This window comes from Pseudomonas avellanae BPIC 631 (genome assembly GCF_000444135.1).
Lineage (GTDB): Bacteria > Pseudomonadota > Gammaproteobacteria > Pseudomonadales > Pseudomonadaceae > Aquipseudomonas > Aquipseudomonas avellanae.
In genome coordinates this window covers 1-17,443 of record NZ_ATDK01000316.1, presented here as the reverse complement: position 1 = coordinate 17,443, position 17,443 = coordinate 1, and the positions used below count along the sequence as shown (strand labels likewise).

The 17,443-nt window shown below is 57.5% G+C and carries 13 protein-coding genes and 1 tRNA gene; 8 read left to right on the top strand and 6 right to left on the bottom strand.

Annotated features, from left to right (window positions below):
* Positions 1-284: 284 nt before the first annotated feature.
* The gene (locus DW49_RS0119305; RefSeq protein ID WP_003314356.1) at positions 285-758 is read right to left on the bottom strand and encodes a Dps family protein; all 474 of its coding nucleotides are present in this window, start codon (positions 756-758) and stop codon (positions 285-287) included.
* Positions 759-1,226: 468 nt separating this feature from the next.
* On the opposite strand from DW49_RS0119305, the gene DW49_RS1000000133925 reads away from it, so the two are divergent.
* Positions 1,227-1,835, top strand: coding sequence for a cold-shock protein (locus DW49_RS1000000133925; protein WP_003378978.1), 609 nt, complete (start codon positions 1,227-1,229; stop codon positions 1,833-1,835).
* 81 nt (positions 1,836-1,916) lie between these two features.
* Here DW49_RS1000000133925 and DW49_RS0119295 read toward each other — a convergent pair whose 3' ends face one another.
* Both DW49_RS0119295 and DW49_RS0119290 read right to left on the bottom strand, forming a co-directional pair.
* The gene (locus tag DW49_RS0119295) at positions 1,917-2,123 is read right to left on the bottom strand and encodes a SlyX family protein (RefSeq protein ID WP_005616061.1); all 207 of its coding nucleotides are present in this window, start codon (positions 2,121-2,123) and stop codon (positions 1,917-1,919) included.
* Positions 2,120-2,551: an HIT domain-containing protein gene (locus DW49_RS0119290; protein WP_005616060.1), complete on the bottom strand. Its 432-nt coding sequence runs from the start codon at positions 2,549-2,551 to the stop codon at positions 2,120-2,122. The genes DW49_RS0119295 and DW49_RS0119290 overlap by 4 nt, the downstream gene beginning before the upstream one ends.
* 915 nt (positions 2,552-3,466) lie before the next feature.
* On the opposite strand from DW49_RS0119290, the gene DW49_RS0119280 reads away from it, so the two are divergent.
* The 3 genes from DW49_RS0119280 to DW49_RS0119270 all read left to right on the top strand — a co-directional run bounded on the left by DW49_RS0119280 (position 3,467) and on the right by DW49_RS0119270 (position 7,698).
* Positions 3,467-4,789: an OprD family porin gene (locus DW49_RS0119280; RefSeq protein WP_005616057.1), complete on the top strand. Its 1,323-nt coding sequence runs from the start codon at positions 3,467-3,469 to the stop codon at positions 4,787-4,789.
* Positions 4,790-4,959: 170 nt separating this feature from the next.
* A complete protein-coding gene (locus DW49_RS0119275) occupies positions 4,960-6,675 on the top strand; it encodes a proline--tRNA ligase (protein WP_005616055.1) in 1,716 nt (571 codons plus the stop codon).
* Positions 6,676-6,741: 66 nt separating this feature from the next.
* Complete coding sequence (locus DW49_RS0119270; protein ID WP_005616054.1) at positions 6,742-7,698, top strand: hypothetical protein; 957 nt, start codon at positions 6,742-6,744, stop codon at positions 7,696-7,698.
* A gap of 35 nt (positions 7,699-7,733) precedes the next feature.
* Here the strand turns inward: DW49_RS0119270 and dinB are convergent, their stop codons facing one another.
* Positions 7,734-8,795 carry a DNA polymerase IV gene (gene dinB, locus DW49_RS0119265; RefSeq protein ID WP_024421364.1) on the bottom strand — a complete coding sequence of 354 codons (1,062 nt, stop codon included), beginning with the start codon at positions 8,793-8,795 and terminating at the stop codon, positions 7,734-7,736.
* Positions 8,796-9,054: 259 nt separating this feature from the next.
* On the opposite strand from dinB, the gene DW49_RS0119260 reads away from it, so the two are divergent.
* The 3 genes from DW49_RS0119260 to DW49_RS0119250 all read left to right on the top strand — a co-directional run bounded on the left by DW49_RS0119260 (position 9,055) and on the right by DW49_RS0119250 (position 13,458).
* Positions 9,055-9,131, top strand: a tRNA-Met gene (locus DW49_RS0119260).
* 362 nt (positions 9,132-9,493) lie between these two features.
* Positions 9,494-12,124 carry a bifunctional lysylphosphatidylglycerol flippase/synthetase MprF gene (gene mprF, locus DW49_RS0119255; RefSeq protein ID WP_370464050.1) on the top strand — a complete coding sequence of 877 codons (2,631 nt, stop codon included), beginning with the start codon at positions 9,494-9,496 and terminating at the stop codon, positions 12,122-12,124.
* Positions 12,124-13,458, top strand: coding sequence for a virulence factor family protein (locus DW49_RS0119250; RefSeq protein ID WP_004397555.1), 1,335 nt, complete (start codon positions 12,124-12,126; stop codon positions 13,456-13,458). Before mprF ends, DW49_RS0119250 begins: the two co-directional genes overlap by 1 nt.
* A gap of 94 nt (positions 13,459-13,552) precedes the next feature.
* On the opposite strand, the gene DW49_RS0119245 is transcribed toward DW49_RS0119250, so the two are convergent.
* The gene (locus DW49_RS0119245) at positions 13,553-15,448 is read right to left on the bottom strand and encodes a potassium transporter Kup (protein ID WP_005616048.1); all 1,896 of its coding nucleotides are present in this window, start codon (positions 15,446-15,448) and stop codon (positions 13,553-13,555) included.
* A 321-nt stretch (positions 15,449-15,769) separates the two neighbouring features.
* On the opposite strand from DW49_RS0119245, the gene DW49_RS0119240 reads away from it, so the two are divergent.
* Entirely contained in the window at positions 15,770-16,858 is a 1,089-nt protein-coding gene (locus tag DW49_RS0119240; RefSeq protein WP_005616047.1) for a catalase family protein, read from the top strand.
* Between the two features lie 101 nt (positions 16,859-16,959).
* Here DW49_RS0119240 and DW49_RS0119235 read toward each other — a convergent pair whose 3' ends face one another.
* A complete protein-coding gene (locus DW49_RS0119235; protein WP_004397562.1) occupies positions 16,960-17,280 on the bottom strand; it encodes a helix-turn-helix domain-containing protein in 321 nt (106 codons plus the stop codon).
* Positions 17,281-17,443: the final 163 nt, after the last annotated feature.

The window sequence follows — 17,443 nt, the reverse complement described above, 5'->3', positions numbered from 1 at the left end:
TACAGATGCCCTATCGAAATGATGACGGAAATGATGTCCAAGCATCATGAGAGTCCATCCCTAACTCAATAGCCGGGTGTTGCACTCAGCCTCTGAAACCGCCATAGACGGTAAAAGCCCACCGAATTAGCGGCAGGCAGAGGACGCCAAGGCCGGGGGTCTGCAGGACAGCGTTGTTGAACAAGAAACGCCCCGAAAGCCAGGCCAGAGCTGAGTACAAGGCTGAGGATGAAAGCAGAGAGACGGAACAGGCGAGCGGCCCTGCAGGCCACTCGCCATAGCGATTACTTCGACTCAAGCATCGAGCGGAGCATCCAGGCAGTCTTTTCATGAACCTGCATACGCTGGGTCAACAGATCAGCTGTCGGCTCGTCACTGACCTTATCCAAAAGAGGAAAGATACTACGAGCAGTGCGGACAACGGCTTCTTGACCTTGAACCAGACTTTTGATCATATCTTCAGCGCTTGGCACGCCTTCTTCTTCCTTGATGGAAGACAGGCGAGCATACGTCGAGTAAGTGCCCGGTGCCGGGAAGCCCAGAGCGCGAATACGCTCGGCGATAGAGTCAACCGCCAGCGCCAGTTCGTTGTATTGTTCTTCAAACATCAGGTGCAGCGTGCGAAACATCGGCCCGCTGACATTCCAGTGAAAGTTATGAGTCTTGAGGTAAAGCACATAAGTATCCGACAGCAGATGCGAAAGACCGTCCACGATCGATTTGCGATCCTCTTCACTGATACCAATATCGATTGCCATGTTTCGTGCCCTTTTAGTGAGGATTGAAAAGCAGTAACGACCGCTACTCTATCAAGAGAACCCGAATGGTGCAGCTTTCCGTGCAGCCAACGCCGCCCGTAAAGGGCCAACCAGAAAATTCTTCCGCCGGTTCGACTCCGCAGCTGGGGTCGTTATCAGCGGACATTTCAGACACATAGAGGGGAAACATCACCAAACCCGGCTCGATCGCTCTGCGCCGTGACCTGTAGAGGCGCACTACAACGTCTTGCTGCCGATGCAGGGCTGGCTCAGAGGCCGTTATTGATTGCTGATTTGAGTAGCATCGGTGTTTGCTGTTAAATACACGGCGTGTCGCCAATGAGTTGCCATTCAGCATCGGCGCATAGGCTGGCCCACCGCTCGTGCATCACGCCTCCTCTTGTTCAGAAGCGTACCGGGCGTTACCCGCTATTTCTTGTAATCCTTCTTGCATGTGAGCTTTTTAAAATGTTGAAAATCGTCCATCTGGTAACGGGAGCAGCAGCCCTGCTGCTTTCTTTCATACCCAGTCTGCGCAGCGAAGCCGTGTCTCCCTACCTGCAAAACCCTGACGCGCTTTGCCTCGCCTTTCTTGGGTTGCTTAACCTGATACTCGCTCCGGTGATCCCTTACTGGAATCGAGGCCCACGACACAATCTGCAAAATCTGGTCAGCGCCCTGCTTGTCATTGCGGTAGTCGCGCAAACGCTGACATTGCTTGTTCCCTTACAGACCATCGCCGGTCAACCTGCTGTCATGGTGAGCCTTACCATCGCCATCGTGGCCGTCGCCCTGCATCTGGGCGTCAGCTTTTACAGGTCCTACTCCCCTTCTCCCGCCACTCAAAGTCACGACATGGGAAATCGCGATACTGGCACCGTAAAGTGGTTCAACACATCCAAAGGCTTCGGCTTTATCTCCCGGGATTCGGGCGACGATATTTTTGTGCATTTTCGCGCCATTCGCGGTGAAGGTCATCGCGTGCTGGTCGAAGGCCAACGCGTCGAGTTCTCGGTCATGAACCGCGACAAGGGCCTGCAGGCTGAAGATGTCATCGCTGCCCTGCCCCGCCGCTGATTGCCTGAATCAATAATTTGCTTCAGGCATTAAAAAACCGCGACATCCCATCGGACGTCGCGGTTTTTTTATGCAGACAGATCAATAGTGAGGTGGCGGTGCATCTTCTTCGAACGTATCGAACTGACTGCCCATTTCCTCCTGGCGCTTGGTCATTGCCGCCATCTGCTGCTGCAGATGATCAAACTCGCGCCGCTGCTTTACCAGCACATCATTGAGCGCCTGAATCGTGTCGTCCTGAAAGGCCATTCGACTTTCCAGCTCCATGACTCGCTCTTCAAGGCTCATGACGGCTCTCCCTCAAATCGAAAATCATTGGTTAGCGCAGGCTTGAGCTGCCGGCAGATCGTTGCAAATTGCTCATCGGAATAGGCAGCCGCTGCCTGCTTGCCCCAGACGGGTGCAGGCCACGCACTGTCGTCACGCTTGCGCGCAATGACGTGCATATGAAGCTGGCTGACCACATTGCCCAGTGCAGCAACGTTGATTTTATCCGCAACGAAGACCTCCTTCAGCACTTTCGACAACGCAGTCGTTTCCTGCCAGAGCTGCAGTTGATCCGCGGCGTTCAGCTGGAACACCTCGGTGATATCAGCCCGACGCGGCACCAGAATGAACCATGGGTAATGTGTATCGTTGGAGAGCAACAGGCGGCACAGCGGGAAGTCGCCGATGGGCAAGGTGTCTTGTTGAAGACGAGAATCCAGAACGAACACGATAAAAAACTCCTGACTGCCAGGTGAATGTACCTGCCCTGTGGGTAACAGGGTGATGCGAGATGCCACGCAGAATACTAGGGTTCTTGCCACGCTTCACCTGCTGGCGTGTCCGTGCACCAGAATGCGCCCCACAGAATTCGAATCGCACCGATTTGACGCCGTAACCGGGTACCCGTGCTGATGAATACGGGAGAAGCCGCCACATGCTGACCTGCGGCCGGACACCTGCCTGACTCTGGTACATGAAAATGAAACAACCCTGCCCCCACCATAGGCGTCGCCCGGACAGTGCTCCAGGTTCAAGCGAGGCGGGCAAAAACCGCACCAAAACAACACACCGCTGTTGCGACAGCAACACTGCGGGTTCTTTTTCTACTCAATTCACAGGGCCTCAGGTAACGCTTTGGGCTGAAAAACCACGCACAGATGCATAGATGAAAAGCTATCGCTATTTTTTAAAAATTAAAATATCTATATAAATCATTACCCTAAGATCAAAACACGATGCGGATTCTGATTTTTCACAAATTTTTTTCATTTCCAGGAACTTTGTGCACGCTTGTTGCTTTATCACCCACATGATCAAAGCATCCCTGGCGGAAAACAGGGATGACAGGATCAAGGGAAAAGGCGTGCGACCCTGGGGGGACGTTTCGGCGGTCTGGGCTTGAGTCGACCTGATCAGGCACAGAACGTAGCGGCGAGATCCGGACACGCTTGAATACAGGCGCTGTGCCTGCATCAAAAAGTCGCCGGGCACCCTGTCGTAAAGAATCTGAAAGGATAGAGCTGTACCTATAGCAACCAGCGTCAGCGTGATATAGATTCCGCCGACCAAAAATAGAAAGAGCCGCCCAGATAAAAAAACAGGTGGACGGCAAAAATCTTCTAAAAACCAAAGGAGCAATCACGATGAGAGTGATGAAGTGGAGCGCAATCGCACTGGCCGTTACGGCAGCCAGCACCCAACTGGCAACAGCGGCACCTTTCGTCAGCGATCAGGCTGAGGCCAAGGGTTTCGTCGAAGGCAGCACGCTTGACCTGAAGTTGCGCAATTACTACTACAACCGTGACAAGAAAGCCGGCGCTGATGATGATCGTGACTGGACCCAAGGTATCTGGGCCAACTTCAGCACCGGTTACACCCAAGGCACCATCGGTGTCGGCGTCGAAGCGTTCGCTTATGCTGGTGTGAAACTCTGGGGCCCGGACAAGTATTCGGGTTCGGGTAACCTGATCACCGACTCTGCCGGCAACAACGAAAACACTCAAAGCAAAGCCGGCGGCGCTGTGAAATTCCGCGTCTCGAAAACCGAGCTGAAAGTCGGCGACATGCAGCCGACCAGCCCAGTATTCGCAGTTGGCGGTTCGCGTCTGCTGCCTCAGACTGCCAGCGGTATCAGCCTGCAAAGCAGCGAACTGAAAGGCCTGGACGTTGAAGCAGGTCACTTCTACTCCGGCACCAGCCAGGACGATACCAGCCACGGCGGCAGCATCTTCGCCAACTACGCAGGTGTTCGCGCCAACAGTGCTGACTTCGCGGGCGGCAAATACGCTATTACCGACAGCCTGGGCGTCGCATTCTATGCAGCCAAGCTCGAAGATATCTGGGACCAGTACTACGGTAACGTGAACTACGCACTGCCACTGGGCAATGATCAGTCGCTGGCATTCGATGCGAACATCTACCGCACTGTCGATGAAGGCAGCGCCAAAGCTGGTTCGATCAGCAACACCGCATTCTCCGGTTCCGCAGCCTACTCGTTCCTCGCTGCCCACACCGTGACGCTGGCATTCCAGAAGATCAACGGCGACACCCCGTTCGACTACATCGGTATTGGTGACAACAACCGTGGTGGCGACTCGATCTTCCTGAACAACTCGATCCAGTACTCCGACTTCAACGGTCCGGGCGAAAAATCCTGGCAGGCTCGCTACGACCTGAACATGACACCGTACGGCGTTCCAGGCCTGAGCTTCATGACGCGCTACATCAAGGGTACTGACATCGACGGCACCAAAACACCTACTGGCAGCGCTTACGCTGGCCTGTACGGCGCAGACGGCGAGCACCACGAAACCAACCTTGAAGCTAAATACGTCGTGCAAGCCGGCCCGGCCAAGGACTTGTCCTTCCGTGTTCGTCAAGCATGGCACCGCGCCAACGCCGATCAAGGCGAAGGCGACGTCAACGAGTTCCGCCTGATTGTCGACTACCCGATCTCGATCCTGTAATCGCAACTCAGCACTCGTTAATAGAAGAAGCCCGGCGCATGCCGGGTTTTTTCATTCAGCCCAGAAATACCCTCCCGCCATCTGCATGCCCGCCCTGCCCTGTACGCGACCGGAACACCTCCGTACAATGCAAGGTCATTTCAAGTCTCAGCAACCGACAACGGCCTACCATGCGCACCAGTCAATTTTTGCTCGCCACACAGAAAGAAACCCCTTCCGATGCGGTCGTGGTCAGCCATCAGCTGATGCTGCGTGCCGGCATGATCCGTAAACTGGCGTCCGGCCTCTACACCTGGCTGCCTATGGGCCTGCGCGTGCTGCGCAAGGTCGAAGCGATCGTTCGTGAAGAAATGAACGCTGCCGGCGCACTTGAAATTCTGATGCCCGGCATTCAGCCTGCTGAGCTGTGGCAGGAATCCGGTCGCTGGGAGCAATACGGCCCGGAGCTGATGCGCCTGGTCGACCGCCACAACCGCGAATTCTGCCTGGGCCCGACCCACGAAGAAGTCATCACCGATCTGGCCCGCAATGAGCTCAACAGCTATAAACAGCTGCCGATCAACATGTACCAGATCCAGACCAAATTCCGTGACGAGATCCGCCCGCGCTTCGGCCTGATGCGCGGCCGTGAGTTCGTCATGAAAGACGCTTACTCGTTCCACGCCGACAATGCTTCGCTGCAGGTCACGTACGACCGCATGCATCTGGCGTACAGCAACGTATTCAGTCGCCTGGGCCTGAAGTTCCGCCCGGTCGAGGCTGACAACGGCTCGATCGGTGGCGCAGGCTCGCACGAGTTCCACGTCCTGGCCGAGTCCGGCGAAGACGATATCGTGTTCAGCAACGGCTCCGATTACGCCGCCAATATCGAAAAAGCCGAGGCAGTGCCTCGCGAAAAAGCGCGTGCGGCCGCAACTGAAGAGCTGCACCTGGTCGACACGCCGGATGCCAAAACCATCGCGCAACTGGTCGAAGGCTTCGGCTTGCCAATTGAAAAGACGGTAAAAACGCTGGTAGTGCACGCTGCCGAAGAAGGCAAGCTGATTGCTTTGATCATTCGTGGCGATCACGAGCTCAACGAAATCAAGGCCAGCCAGCAGGAATTGGTCGCCAGCCCGCTGGTGATGGCGTCCGAAGCCGAACTGCGTGACGCCATTGGCGCAGGCGCAGGTTCACTCGGCCCGTTGAATCTGCCGCTGCCGTGCATCATCGACCGTTCGGTTGAGCTGATGAGCGACTTCGCCGTCGGCGCCAACATCGACGACAAACACTATTTCGGCGTCAACTGGGAGCGCGACTTGCCGGTACCGGCCGTTGCTGACCTGCGTAACGTGGTTGCCGGCGATCCAAGCCCGGATGGCCAGGGCACGCTGGAAATCAAACGCGGTATCGAAGTGGGTCACATCTTCCAGCTGGGCACCAAATACAGCGAAGCGATGAAGTGCCAGGTACTGGGTGAAAACGGCAAACCGGTCAATCTGGCCATGGGTTGCTACGGTATCGGCGTTTCTCGAGTGGTTGCCGCCGCCATCGAACAGAACAGTGACGAAAACGGCATCATCTGGAACGATACACTGGCGCCTTTCCAGATCGCGCTGATTCCACTGCGTTACGAAACCGACGCCGTCCGTGAAGCGACAGACAAACTGTATGCCGAACTGACCGCCGCCGGCTTTGAAGTGCTGCTTGATGACCGCGACAAGAAAACCAGCCCAGGCATCAAGTTCGCCGACATGGAACTGATCGGTATCCCTCATCGCATCGTGGTCAGTGATCGTGGCTTGGCCGAAGGCAATCTGGAATACAAGAGCCGTACCGAGTCGCAACCGCAAGCCATTGCCGTCGCGGATGTGCTGTCGTTCATTCAGGGCCGAGTGAAACGCTGAGCCACAAGGCGCGCCTGCGTTACAGGTGCGCCGCTCATCATTTACCCCATCCGCATCAGAGATCCCATGCTCAAACGAAGCACCTTAAGCCTCGGCAGCGCCGTTCTGTGCGGCACTTTTCTCGTCGGCGGCTGTGCCAACCAGTTATCGCAACGCAGTGAGCACGAAGAGCGCGTCGAGCGAAAACTGCTCGAACACACACTGCAAGTCGACATTGGCGAACCCAAAACGCTGGAGTTGCCGCAACGGCGCGTGCGGATTCACGAACACAAGTCATTCGAAGTCACCGATTTCGAGGTGACGCGTCACGATGACCGCTATACCCCTTATCAGCCGTGGCGGGAAATCTACGAGATCCCGCTTGGCGCGGTTGCAGTTGTCGCCGGCGTGGGCGCGAATGTGGTCAACGTGTTTGCACTGGGCAACTTGCCGGAAAGCATGACCAAGGACTGGATATACTATGGCGTGGCTGGCCTGAATCCATTCATGAATGCCCCTTCTCATGGTCGCGCCCAGCAGAATCTGGCGAGTATCGATGAGGTCCAGAAGGACAAGCGGATCGAGAATTCCACGCTGCCGTGGAATGAGCGCCCGGTGATGGTCAAGGCCGGCAACCAAACGCATGAAATGAGCACTGACCGCAACGGCGTGTTGCGCCTGAATCTACTGGACAGTCCGTTTGCCGAACAGGACCTGAGCCGCATCACGCGCATTTACATCAATGTCGAAGATGATCAGGACAGCGCCCACGCCAATGCCAGCTTGCCGATCAGCCATTCTCTGCGCGGTAAATTACTGGAGGCGCATGCGCTGATCTACGACGATCTTGAAGATGACGAGGTCAGCCAGTGGGTGCATCGAGTCAAACGCCTTTCTGATATGGGCCTGGAAGAGGAAGCGAGCGAGCTTGAGCAAAGCCTGATCGAACTGACGCGCAACGATCCGCAGTTGCAGGGCGAGTTTCTCAAATCACTTGCCAGAGACGCTGGCCGGCTGGTCGCGGTTCCCGCCCAAGCCGAGTAAGGCGAGCGGCTGCGGGATGCAACCGCAGTCGTCCATTACGTTGAAAACAACTCCAACTGCTCGTGAGCGGCGCGCAGGTCGTGCAGACGCACACCGATGCCCAGCAGCCGAACCGGCTTGCCACCGCGGGCAAACGCCTGCGTCAACAACTGCTCATAGCTACTCAGATCCCTGCCAGCCCCGGACTGTTCAAGCGTGGTCTGTGTAAAGTCATGGAACTTCACTTTGACGAACGGCTTGCCGGGGCGGTACTGCCCTTCCATTCTGTCCATGCGCGTACCGAGGGTTTCCAGCAAGGCGGGGAGCTTTTCCAGGCAGGCGGCCAGATCGGGCAGATCAGTGTCGTAGGTATTTTCAACACTGACTGACTGACGTCGGCTGTCGTTTTGCACAGGCCGGTCATCTATCCCGTGCGCCAGACTCCAGAGACGCTCGCCGAAGCTGCCGAATTCGCGCACCAGCGCGAGCTTGCTACGGCTGCGCAGATCCGCACAATCAACGATTCCCAGCCGCCCCAACTTGTCGGCAGTCACCTTTCCGACGCCGTGCAGCTTGGTCACCGGTAACGAAGCAACGAAATCCTCGACCTGATCCGGCGTAATCACGAACAAACCGTTGGGTTTTTTCCAGTCACTGGCGATTTTGGCCAGAAACTTGTTGGGGGCCACGCCCGCCGAGACCGTGATGTGCAACTGATTCGAGACCCGACGCCGAATGTCCTGAGCGATGCGCGTGGCGCTGCCGGAAAAGTGACTGGTGTTGGATACGTCCAGAAACGCCTCATCCAGCGACAGCGGCTCGATCAGGTCGGTGTAATCACGAAAGATACTGTGAATTTCCCGCGAGGCTTCTTTATAGGCCTCCATGCGCGGCTTGACGATGGTCAGGTCCGGGCAGAGCTTGAGCGCATGGCGAGACGACATGGCCGAGCGCACCCCATACGCACGTGCTTCATAGTTACAAGTCGCAATCACCCCGCGCCGCTCCGCAGAGCCGCCCACTGCCAGCGGCTTGCCGGCGAGTTCGGGCTCGTCACGCATTTCGATGGCTGCATAAAAGCAGTCACAGTCGATGTGGATGATTTTGCGCTGCGTCATGACCTGATGGGATTTTGCAATCAATGGCTGCGCAGTATCTCACCCGTATCAACAAGTAACACCCCATGATGCAAAAGGCCGCGGAAAAATCGCGTAGCCGGCCACAAACGCGACCTTTATGGCCCGACAATACCGTCATAACGGCACCAGTGCTGGACCAGACGGTTGATCTGCCTCGCTAAGCGATTGAAGAAAAAGCACTTTTTTAAAACTAGCCATTGACACCCCGCCATCTCTCTGTAGAATGCCGACACACAGACGCGGGATGGAGCAGTCTGGTAGCTCGTCGGGCTCATAACCCGAAGGTCGTCGGTTCAAATCCGGCTCCCGCAACCAAACATCAAAGAAGGCTACTCGAAAGAGTGGCCTTTTTTGTTTACGCCGGAAAAGTACTCCAGGCAACGGCTAACTGTCTGACAAAAAAGACTATTTCCAAAGCCCTTTGAAACCCTATCATCACATCTGTAACGTAATGCTTTCATTGACGACAGCTTTAGCATGCGCTGCCGATAGGCTTGTTACTAAGCTGATCACGACTGAACCGTAGCTGAACAGCTTCAACCGGCTCGATTCGCTATTCGCTCGTTAGGCGTTGACGCGCTAACATCCTGAAATATTTTCTGCGTAGGGATTGGTAACTTGGCTGTATACCTCCATCCTGTCGCGCACGATCCAAGGAGTGATTGATGCGCGACAAAATGTCCGATTCCAATGAAACAGTTGATCCAGAACAACAAGGCCCCGCACCGCGCCTGAACTGGCGGGAGCTGCTGAGCAAATACCGACAGCCTATCGGGCTGGCGGTGATGCTGCTGTTGTTCGGCCTTGCCCTGATTGCCTGCCGCCACATGCTGGTCGAAATGGACTGGTATGCGCTGCACGACTCGTTGTTCGCGGTCCCCCTGCCCGCTCTGGGCGGAGCGCTGCTGGCGGCAGTCATTGGCTATATCATTCTTATGGGCTATGAACTGTCCGCCAGTCGCTACGCCAACGTCGACCTGCCGACCAAAACGCTGATACTCGGCGGCTTTACCTCGTTTGCCATCGGTAACGCGGTAGGTCTGTCGATGCTGTCCGGTGGATCGGTGCGCTATCGCCTGTACTCGCGCCACGGCGTGGGGGCAATCGAAATCGCCCGCATGACCGTATTTGCCAGCCTTTCACTCGGCTGCGCGTTGCCACCGCTCGCTGCTCTGGCAACGCTGAGCAACCTGTCCGGTGCGTCACTGGCGCTCAAGCTTCCGGTAGAAGTGCTGGCCGTGGTTGCCACAGCCGTATTGATCGGCAGCCTGCTGCTGGCGGCCTTCGTCTATCGTCGTCGCTTGCCGGAACAGAACATTGCGCACAATATTCTGGTCCGCCTGGGTCGCCGCACCCTGCGCCTTCCGAACCTGAAGCTGACCCTGATCCAACTGGTGATCACCGCGCTCGACGTCGCCGCCGCCGCGATGGTGCTGTACCTGTTGCTGCCGCATGCGCCACCGCTCGGCGCGTTCATCCTCATCTATCTGCTGGCACTCGCGGCCGGTGTACTCAGTCACGTCCCTGGCGGCGTTGGCGTGTTCGAGGCCATTCTGCTCGCAGCGTTTGCCAACGAACTGGGGGCTGCCCCCCTCGCCGCTGCGCTGCTGCTGTACCGCCTGATCTATGTGGTGCTGCCGCTGCTGCTGGCCTGTCTGACCCTGCTGTTTACCGAAGCCCAGCGCCTGCTGCCGACCAAGCAAGCCATGCGCGTTGCCTCGGGGTTGGCGGCGCCCATTCTGGCCCTACTGGTTTTCTTGTCGGGGGTGGTGCTGCTCTTCTCTGGTGCCACCCCTGAAATCGATACCCGACTGGAAAACGTCGGCTTCATGATTCCGCATAGGCTGATCGACGCTTCGCACTTTGGTGCCAGCCTGGTCGGCGTGCTGTGCCTGCTGCTTGCCCAGGGCCTGCGTCGTAGGCTATCTGCCGCCTGGATGCTGACGTCCATTTTGCTGCTGGTAGGTGCAGTGCTGTCGATACTCAAGGGCTTCGACTGGGAAGAGGCCAGCATGCTGCTGCTGACCGCCTGCCTGCTGCTGACCTTCCGTCGTTCGTTCTACCGTCCAAGTCGCCTGCTGGAATTGCCGTTCTCGCCGGTTTACCTGATTGCCAGCATCTGCGTGGTCGGTGCTTCTATCTGGCTGTTGCTGTTCGCTTATCAGGACGTGCCCTACAGCCATCAACTGTGGTGGCAGTTCACCCTAGATGCAGACGCGCCGCGCGGCCTGCGTTCGGCGTTGGGCAGTGCAGTGCTGTTGGTCGTGGTCTCGCTGACCTGGCTGCTGCGCACCGCAAGGCCGGTGATCAAGCTGCCCGATGCGGCCGATCTGGACAAGGCCGCTGAAATCCTCAAGGCCTCCAGCCAGCCTGACGGCGGGCTGGTACTGACCGGCGACAAGGCCATTCTGTTTCACCCGACCGGCAACGCATTTCTGATGTACTCGCATCGCGGGCGCAGTCTAGTGGCGCTTTACGATCCGATCGGCCCGACCCAACAGCGTGCCGAGCTGATCTGGCAATTCCGCGACCTGTGCGACGTGCACCATGCTCGCCCGGTGTTCTACCAGGTGCGTGCGGAAAATCTGCCGTTCTATATGGACATCGGCCTGACAGCGATCAAGCTTGGCGAAGAAGCGCGTGTGGATTTGCGACGCTTCGACATCGAAGCCAAGGGCAAGGAAATGAAAGACCTGCGTTACACCTGGAATCGTGGTGGGCGTGACGGGCTTTCGCTGGAAATATACGAGCCGGGCCAAGCGCCCATCGACGAGCTGAAAGTCATTTCCGATGCCTGGCTGACCGGCAAGAACGTGCGCGAAAAAGGCTTCTCGTTGGGCCGTTTCAGCCCTGAGTACCTCAAGTATTTCCGCATTGCCATCGTGCACTTTCAGGGCAAGCCGGTAGCCTTTTCCAACCTGCTGGAAACCACCAGCCCGGAACTGGCCAGTCTCGACCTGATGCGCTCTCACCCGGACGCTCCGAAACTGACCATGGAGTTCATGATGGTCGGTCTGATTCTGCATTATAAAGCCCAGGGCTACGCACGCTTCAGCCTGGGGATGGTGCCGCTCTCCGGCCTGCAACCGCGACGCGGCGCGCCCATCACTCAGCGTTTGGGGTCGATGATATTCCGACGCGGCGAACAGTTGTACAACTTCCAGGGGCTGCGCCGCTTCAAGGACAAGTTCCAGCCCGATTGGGAACCTCGTTATATGGCCGTGCCTGCCGGACTTGATCCGCTTGTGGCACTGGCTGACACCGCCGCCCTGATTGCGGGCGGCCTGACTGGATTGGTGAAACGCTGATGATTCGACGCTCTTGGCGCCTTTTGCTCGCAGCTCTGGCAATTGTTCTTTTTATCGTAGCTTCGGGCGTGTGGATCTGGACGCGCCCCGCCCCACCCGCATCGCTGGAACACCTGGACCTGGAAGGCGGTGCACCACTGACCAGCGTGACACCGGCCACCACCATCAAGACCCGCATTGCACTGGCAGTCACCGCCGAAGAAATGCTCACTGACAAGCAATTGCTGGCAATCAGTAAAGATGCTTCGGCACGTATCATTCAGGTGGTGTTGCCCAAGGACGACTGCGTACTCCAACAGAAAACCTTCCAGGCTGCCCTGCAGAAGCTCGACGGCCCAGCAAAGGTTGTCGGCGGCATAGGCCCTGGCGCAACGCTGGCATGGCGCTGGCTGGCTGAACAGACCGACGACAAGGCGCAGGCCATCTCCGTCGGTTTTGCGCTTGAACATGTTTCCAATCCTCCGCCTGTTCTGGAGGAGGACGAGAAGCCGCCACAAATCTGTGACGTGCCACTGCCACAAAAAGCTGCACACGGGCACTGGCTGGCCGCCTGGAACGACGCACCGGATGATCCGAGTGCAGCGTTCGTACGCGATCAGACCAATGCCGAAACCAGTATCAGCGACTACGACATTCCGCTGCCGCAGGTCCTCAACAGCGAGCTGCGTCACCTGCTGCTTGGTGAAAACGACAGCGGCGGTCTAGGCATCCCGACCGTCGAAGTGCCGGCAAGCCAGCCTTCCGACACCGTAACGCTGTTCATGTCCGGTGACGGCGGCTGGCGCGACCTGGACAAGGTCGTCGCAGGCGACATGGCCAAGATGGGCTATCCAGTCGTGGGCATCGACGTGCTGCGCTATTACTGGGAACACAAGACGCCGGAACAGACCGCTGCCGACCTCACCGACCTGATGAACCACTACCGGCAGAAGTGGGGCACCAAGCGCTTCATTCTGGCGGGCTATTCGTTCGGTGCCGATGTCATGCCTGCCATCTACAATCGCCTGGCAGCGGATGATCAGAACCGGGTCGATGCGATCATTCTGCTCGCCTTCGCGCGCACCGGCAGCTTCGAGATTCACGTAGACGGCTGGCTTGGCAACGCAGGCAAGGAAGCCACTACCGGGCAGGAAATGGCCAAACTGCCAGCCGCCAAGGTGTTCTGTGTGTACGGCGTCGAAGAGAAGAAAGACAGCGGTTGCACCGACACCACCGCAGTCGGTGAGGCCGTTCAGTTGCCCGGTGGTCATCACTTCGATGAAGACTACCCGGCACTGGCCAAGCGCCTGATCGATGCCATCAACAAGCGTCAGGGCAAGGTTGCCGCTCAGTAAGCATCGCTTATCGAAGTCTGCAGGCATAAAAAATCCCGGCACCGTAAGGTCGCCGGGATTTTTTTGTCTGCACTGACGGCTGTACAGCAGCAGGTTACATCTCCACTTGCGTACCCAGCTCGATCACGCGGTTGAACGGCAGCTTGAAGAAGCGCAGGTTGCCATTGGCGTTCTTGAGCATGAAGGCGAACAGCGCTTCACGCCAGCGCGCCATGCCATCCATCTTGGACGGGATGACGGTTTCGCGACTGAGGAAGTAGGTGGTGCGCATCGGACTGAAGTCCAGCTCGGCCAGATGACACAGCGCCAACGCAGCAGGCACATCAGGCTCATCGATAAAGCCGAAGTGCAGGATCACCCGATAGAAGCCTTCGCCATACGACTCCACTTCAAAGCGCTGCGCAGAAGGCACGCGAGGCGTGTCTTCATACACCACCGTCAACAGCACGACCTGCTCATGCAGCACCTGGTTATGCAGCATGTTATGCAACAACGCATGAGGTACAGCGTCCGAACGCGCGGTCAGGAACACCGCCGTGCCCTGCACGCGATGCGGCGGCTGCACGCGAATGCTGCCGATGAAAATGGGCAGCGGCAGCCCGCCTTCGTCGATCCGCTCGGCCAGCAATTGCTTGCCACGCTTCCAGGTGGTCATGAGGATGAACAGCACCGCGCCTGCCAGCACCGGAAAGGCACCGCCCTGAAAGATCTTCGGCACGTTGGCGGCGAAGAACAGGCCGTCTACCAGCAACAGGCAGATCAACAGCGGAACGGCCAGCAACGGCGGCCATTTCCAGAGCATCAGCATGACCGTCGACACCAGAATCGTGGTGCAGAGCATGGTCCCGGTTACCGCAACGCCATAGGCCGAGGCCAGCGCGCCGGAAGACTCGAACCCGATCACCAGCATGATCACACCCACCATCAACGCCCAGTTCACGGCACCTATGTAGATCTGGCCCTGCGCGTCGCTGGAGGTGTGCTGGATATGCATCCGTGGGATGTAGCCCAACTGGATAGCCTGCAACGTCATCGAGAACGCGCCGGAGATGACCGCCTGGGAGGCAATAATGGTCGCCATCGTCGACAGGCCGATCAGTGGCAGCAGCGCCCAGCTCGGCGCCAGCAGATAGAACGGGTTACGCACTGCTTCAGGGTTGCCCAACACCAGCGCACCCTGACCGAAATAGTTGAGCAACAGCGCGGGCAACACGAGGATGAACCAGGCACGCGAGATGGACTTGCGACCAAAGTGGCCCATGTCGGCATACAACGCCTCGGCCCCGGTCAGCGCCAGGACCACAGCGCCCAGAATGGCGACGCCAATCCCTGGATGGATGATGAAGAAATTCAGACCCCATGCCGGATTGACCGCTTTCAGCACTTCCGGCGACTGCATGATGCCGTACACGCCCAACGCGCCCAGCACCAGAAACCAGACGACCATCACCGGCCCGAACAGCACACCGATGCGCGCCGTGCCGTGGCGCTGAATCAAAAACAGCCCGACCAATACGACCAGTGCCATGGGCACGATCCAGTGATCAAGGCCATCGAACGCCAGTTCCAGCCCTTCCATCGCCGACAGAACCGACACCGCCGGGGTGATCATGCTGTCGCCATAGAACAGCGCAGCACCGAACAGGCCGAACACCACCATCATCATTTGCAGTTTGGGGTGCTTGGCCGACGCGCGACGCGCCAGCGCCATCAGCGCCATGATGCCGCCCTCGCCCTGGTTGTCGGCACGCAGAACAAACGCCATGTACTTGAACGAAACCACCCAGATCAGCGACCAGAAGATCAGTGACAACACCCCGAGTATCGCGTCATGCGTGACTTCTACGCCGTAGCCGCCCTGAAACACCTCTTTGAGGGTGTACAGCGGGCTGGTGCCGATGTCGCCGTAAACCACCCCCACTGCTGCAATCAACAACCCGATGGGCTTCGCAGTGCCTCCGGCCTGGGCATGACTGTTTGTTTGACTCATCCACTACTCCCGGAAACCAGACATGAGGTTCAACACTGAGAACATCACAACGCGTAACAATTCAGATTCAGCCAGACGTTGACACGCCCGACCACGATGGCGCGAAGCATAACGCAGCACTGGTAGTAATTCTTGGTGAAACGCAGATCTTGCGCGTGATGGTCTTGTTACGACGCGCTTAACGCGCCATCGCGGCGCGGCGTTTCTTTTGGAACGACGGCAAAACCGGCCAGTCACTAGTCAGGCCTGTCGCTCATAAGGTCACTCAAGAACCGCATCGACGCTCAGGCACCCTGATTCCTTCCTGATCGAGATGCTCTGATGACCAACGACCTGACTGTTCAGCCATTGCACTTCCAGCCCTCATTTGAAGTGATCCCTGACGATGAAGCGCAAACCAGCAAAGTGCTGGTGGAAGCGATGCACGCCATCCTTGAAACCACGTTTCAAGACACCGGCCACGCCATACGCAGTGTGCACGCAAAAGCTCACGGCCTGCTGCACGGGCATATACAGGTGTACGGCGACCTGCCCGAGCCCTTGGCTCAAGGCGCGTTTGCGACACCCGGCAATCTGCCGGTCGTCATGCGTTTCTCGACCAACCCCGGAGACATCCTTGATGACAAGGTATCGACGCCCCGCGGCCTGGCGGTCAAAATCGTCGGTGTCGAGGGGGCGCGATTGCCGGGCAGCGCCGAGGCGTCTACGCAGGATTTCGTCATGCAGAACGCCAAGGCATTCACCGCCAAGGACCCCAAGGCCTTCTTGAAGACCTTGAAGCTGCTGGCCAAAACGACCGACAAGGCACCGGGCATGAAGAAGGCGCTGTCCGCCGTACTTCGGGGCATCGAGTCTGTGATCGAGTCAGTGGGGGGTGAAAGCGGCACGCTGAAAAGCCTGGGCGGGCATCCGATTACCCATATCCTCGGCGAAACGTACTACACGGTCGTGCCTTTTCTGTACGGGCCTTACTACGCAAAACTGAGCATCGTTCCCATCTCGGCAGAGCTGGTTGCGCTGACCGACAAGGCTGTGGACCTGAAGGATAATCCTGACGGCTTGCGTGAAGCAGTCAAAACGTTCTTCCTCGAAAACGATGCCAGTTGGGAGGTCCGTATCCAGCTGGCAACAGACCTTGAAAAAATGCCCATCGAGGACGCTTCAGCCGTCTGGCCGGAAGACCTCAGCCCTTACGTGGCCGTCGCTCGAATCGATGTGCCACGTCAATCTTCGTGGTCGGAACAAAGTGTTCAGGAAATCGACGAAGCCATGGCCTTCAGCCCTTGGCACGGCCTGGAAGCGCACCGCCCGCTGGGCGGGGTCATGCGTGTGCGCAAGCCTGCTTATGAGCACTCGGCCGGGTTTCGCAGCCAGCACAATGGATGTCCGATGCATGAGCCGCGGGGCTGAAAGGATAGTTTAGGCCGATAGAAGCTCAGTCAGACTTCTTTACAAGCCTGTTACTGCTGACCCTGCTTCAGTACAGCGACGAACTGAAGCAGGAACAACCCTTAAGCAAATACAACTTCAACTCGCCCCTCTCGCCGAGAACGAGGTGCTGCCTTGACCACAATCTGCACGTCACGTCCGAGACGCGAAAGGCAGTCCATCATTTTGGCCTCGCTTATGCCTCTGAACTTGCCCCTAAGCATCTCTGAAACCTTTGGCTGAGGCATTGCCAGTATCTCAGCCGCCTGGAGCTGGGTCAGGTGTCGAGCCTTTATGATTGTGCCGATTTTTGAGGCTAATTGAGCCTTGATTGACATTTCGTTCGCATCAGCTCGCCCAAGATCAGCGTAAACGTTGCCGCTACCTTCTTCGATATCAATCATCGTCTATTACTCTCTACATGTGCTTGTACGGCTTTAAGTCGTGATTTGATCAATTCAATATCATGTTTTGCCGGGCGGCGGCAAAAACTGAGCGCAACACCTGACCAATCCGGTACGGTGAACCTATGTCATATCATGAACTCAGCATTGAAGAACGCATCAC

What these genes read in the sequence shown, in the direction of transcription:
- DW49_RS0119270 (WP_005616054.1), top strand. Translation starts at nt 6,742, where the DNA reads ATGCTCAAACGAAGCACCTTAAGCCTCGGCAGCGCCGTTCTGTGCGGC.
- DW49_RS0119250 (WP_004397555.1), top strand. Translation starts at nt 12,124, where the DNA reads ATGATTCGACGCTCTTGGCGCCTTTTGCTCGCAGCTCTGGCAATTGTT.
- DW49_RS0119305 (WP_003314356.1), bottom strand. Translation starts at nt 758, where the DNA reads ATGGCAATCGATATTGGTATCAGTGAAGAGGATCGCAAATCGATCGTG.
- DW49_RS1000000133925 (WP_003378978.1), top strand. Translation starts at nt 1,227, where the DNA reads ATGTTGAAAATCGTCCATCTGGTAACGGGAGCAGCAGCCCTGCTGCTT.
- dinB (WP_024421364.1), bottom strand. Translation starts at nt 8,795, where the DNA reads ATGACGCAGCGCAAAATCATCCACATCGACTGTGACTGCTTTTATGCA.
- DW49_RS0119275 (WP_005616055.1), top strand. Translation starts at nt 4,960, where the DNA reads ATGCGCACCAGTCAATTTTTGCTCGCCACACAGAAAGAAACCCCTTCC.
- DW49_RS0119295 (WP_005616061.1), bottom strand. Translation starts at nt 2,123, where the DNA reads ATGAGCCTTGAAGAGCGAGTCATGGAGCTGGAAAGTCGAATGGCCTTT.
- DW49_RS0119240 (WP_005616047.1), top strand. Translation starts at nt 15,770, where the DNA reads ATGACCAACGACCTGACTGTTCAGCCATTGCACTTCCAGCCCTCATTT.
- DW49_RS0119280 (WP_005616057.1), top strand. Translation starts at nt 3,467, where the DNA reads ATGAGAGTGATGAAGTGGAGCGCAATCGCACTGGCCGTTACGGCAGCC.
- mprF (WP_370464050.1), top strand. Translation starts at nt 9,494, where the DNA reads ATGTCCGATTCCAATGAAACAGTTGATCCAGAACAACAAGGCCCCGCA.
- DW49_RS0119235 (WP_004397562.1), bottom strand. Translation starts at nt 17,280, where the DNA reads ATGATTGATATCGAAGAAGGTAGCGGCAACGTTTACGCTGATCTTGGG.
- DW49_RS0119245 (WP_005616048.1), bottom strand. Translation starts at nt 15,448, where the DNA reads ATGAGTCAAACAAACAGTCATGCCCAGGCCGGAGGCACTGCGAAGCCC.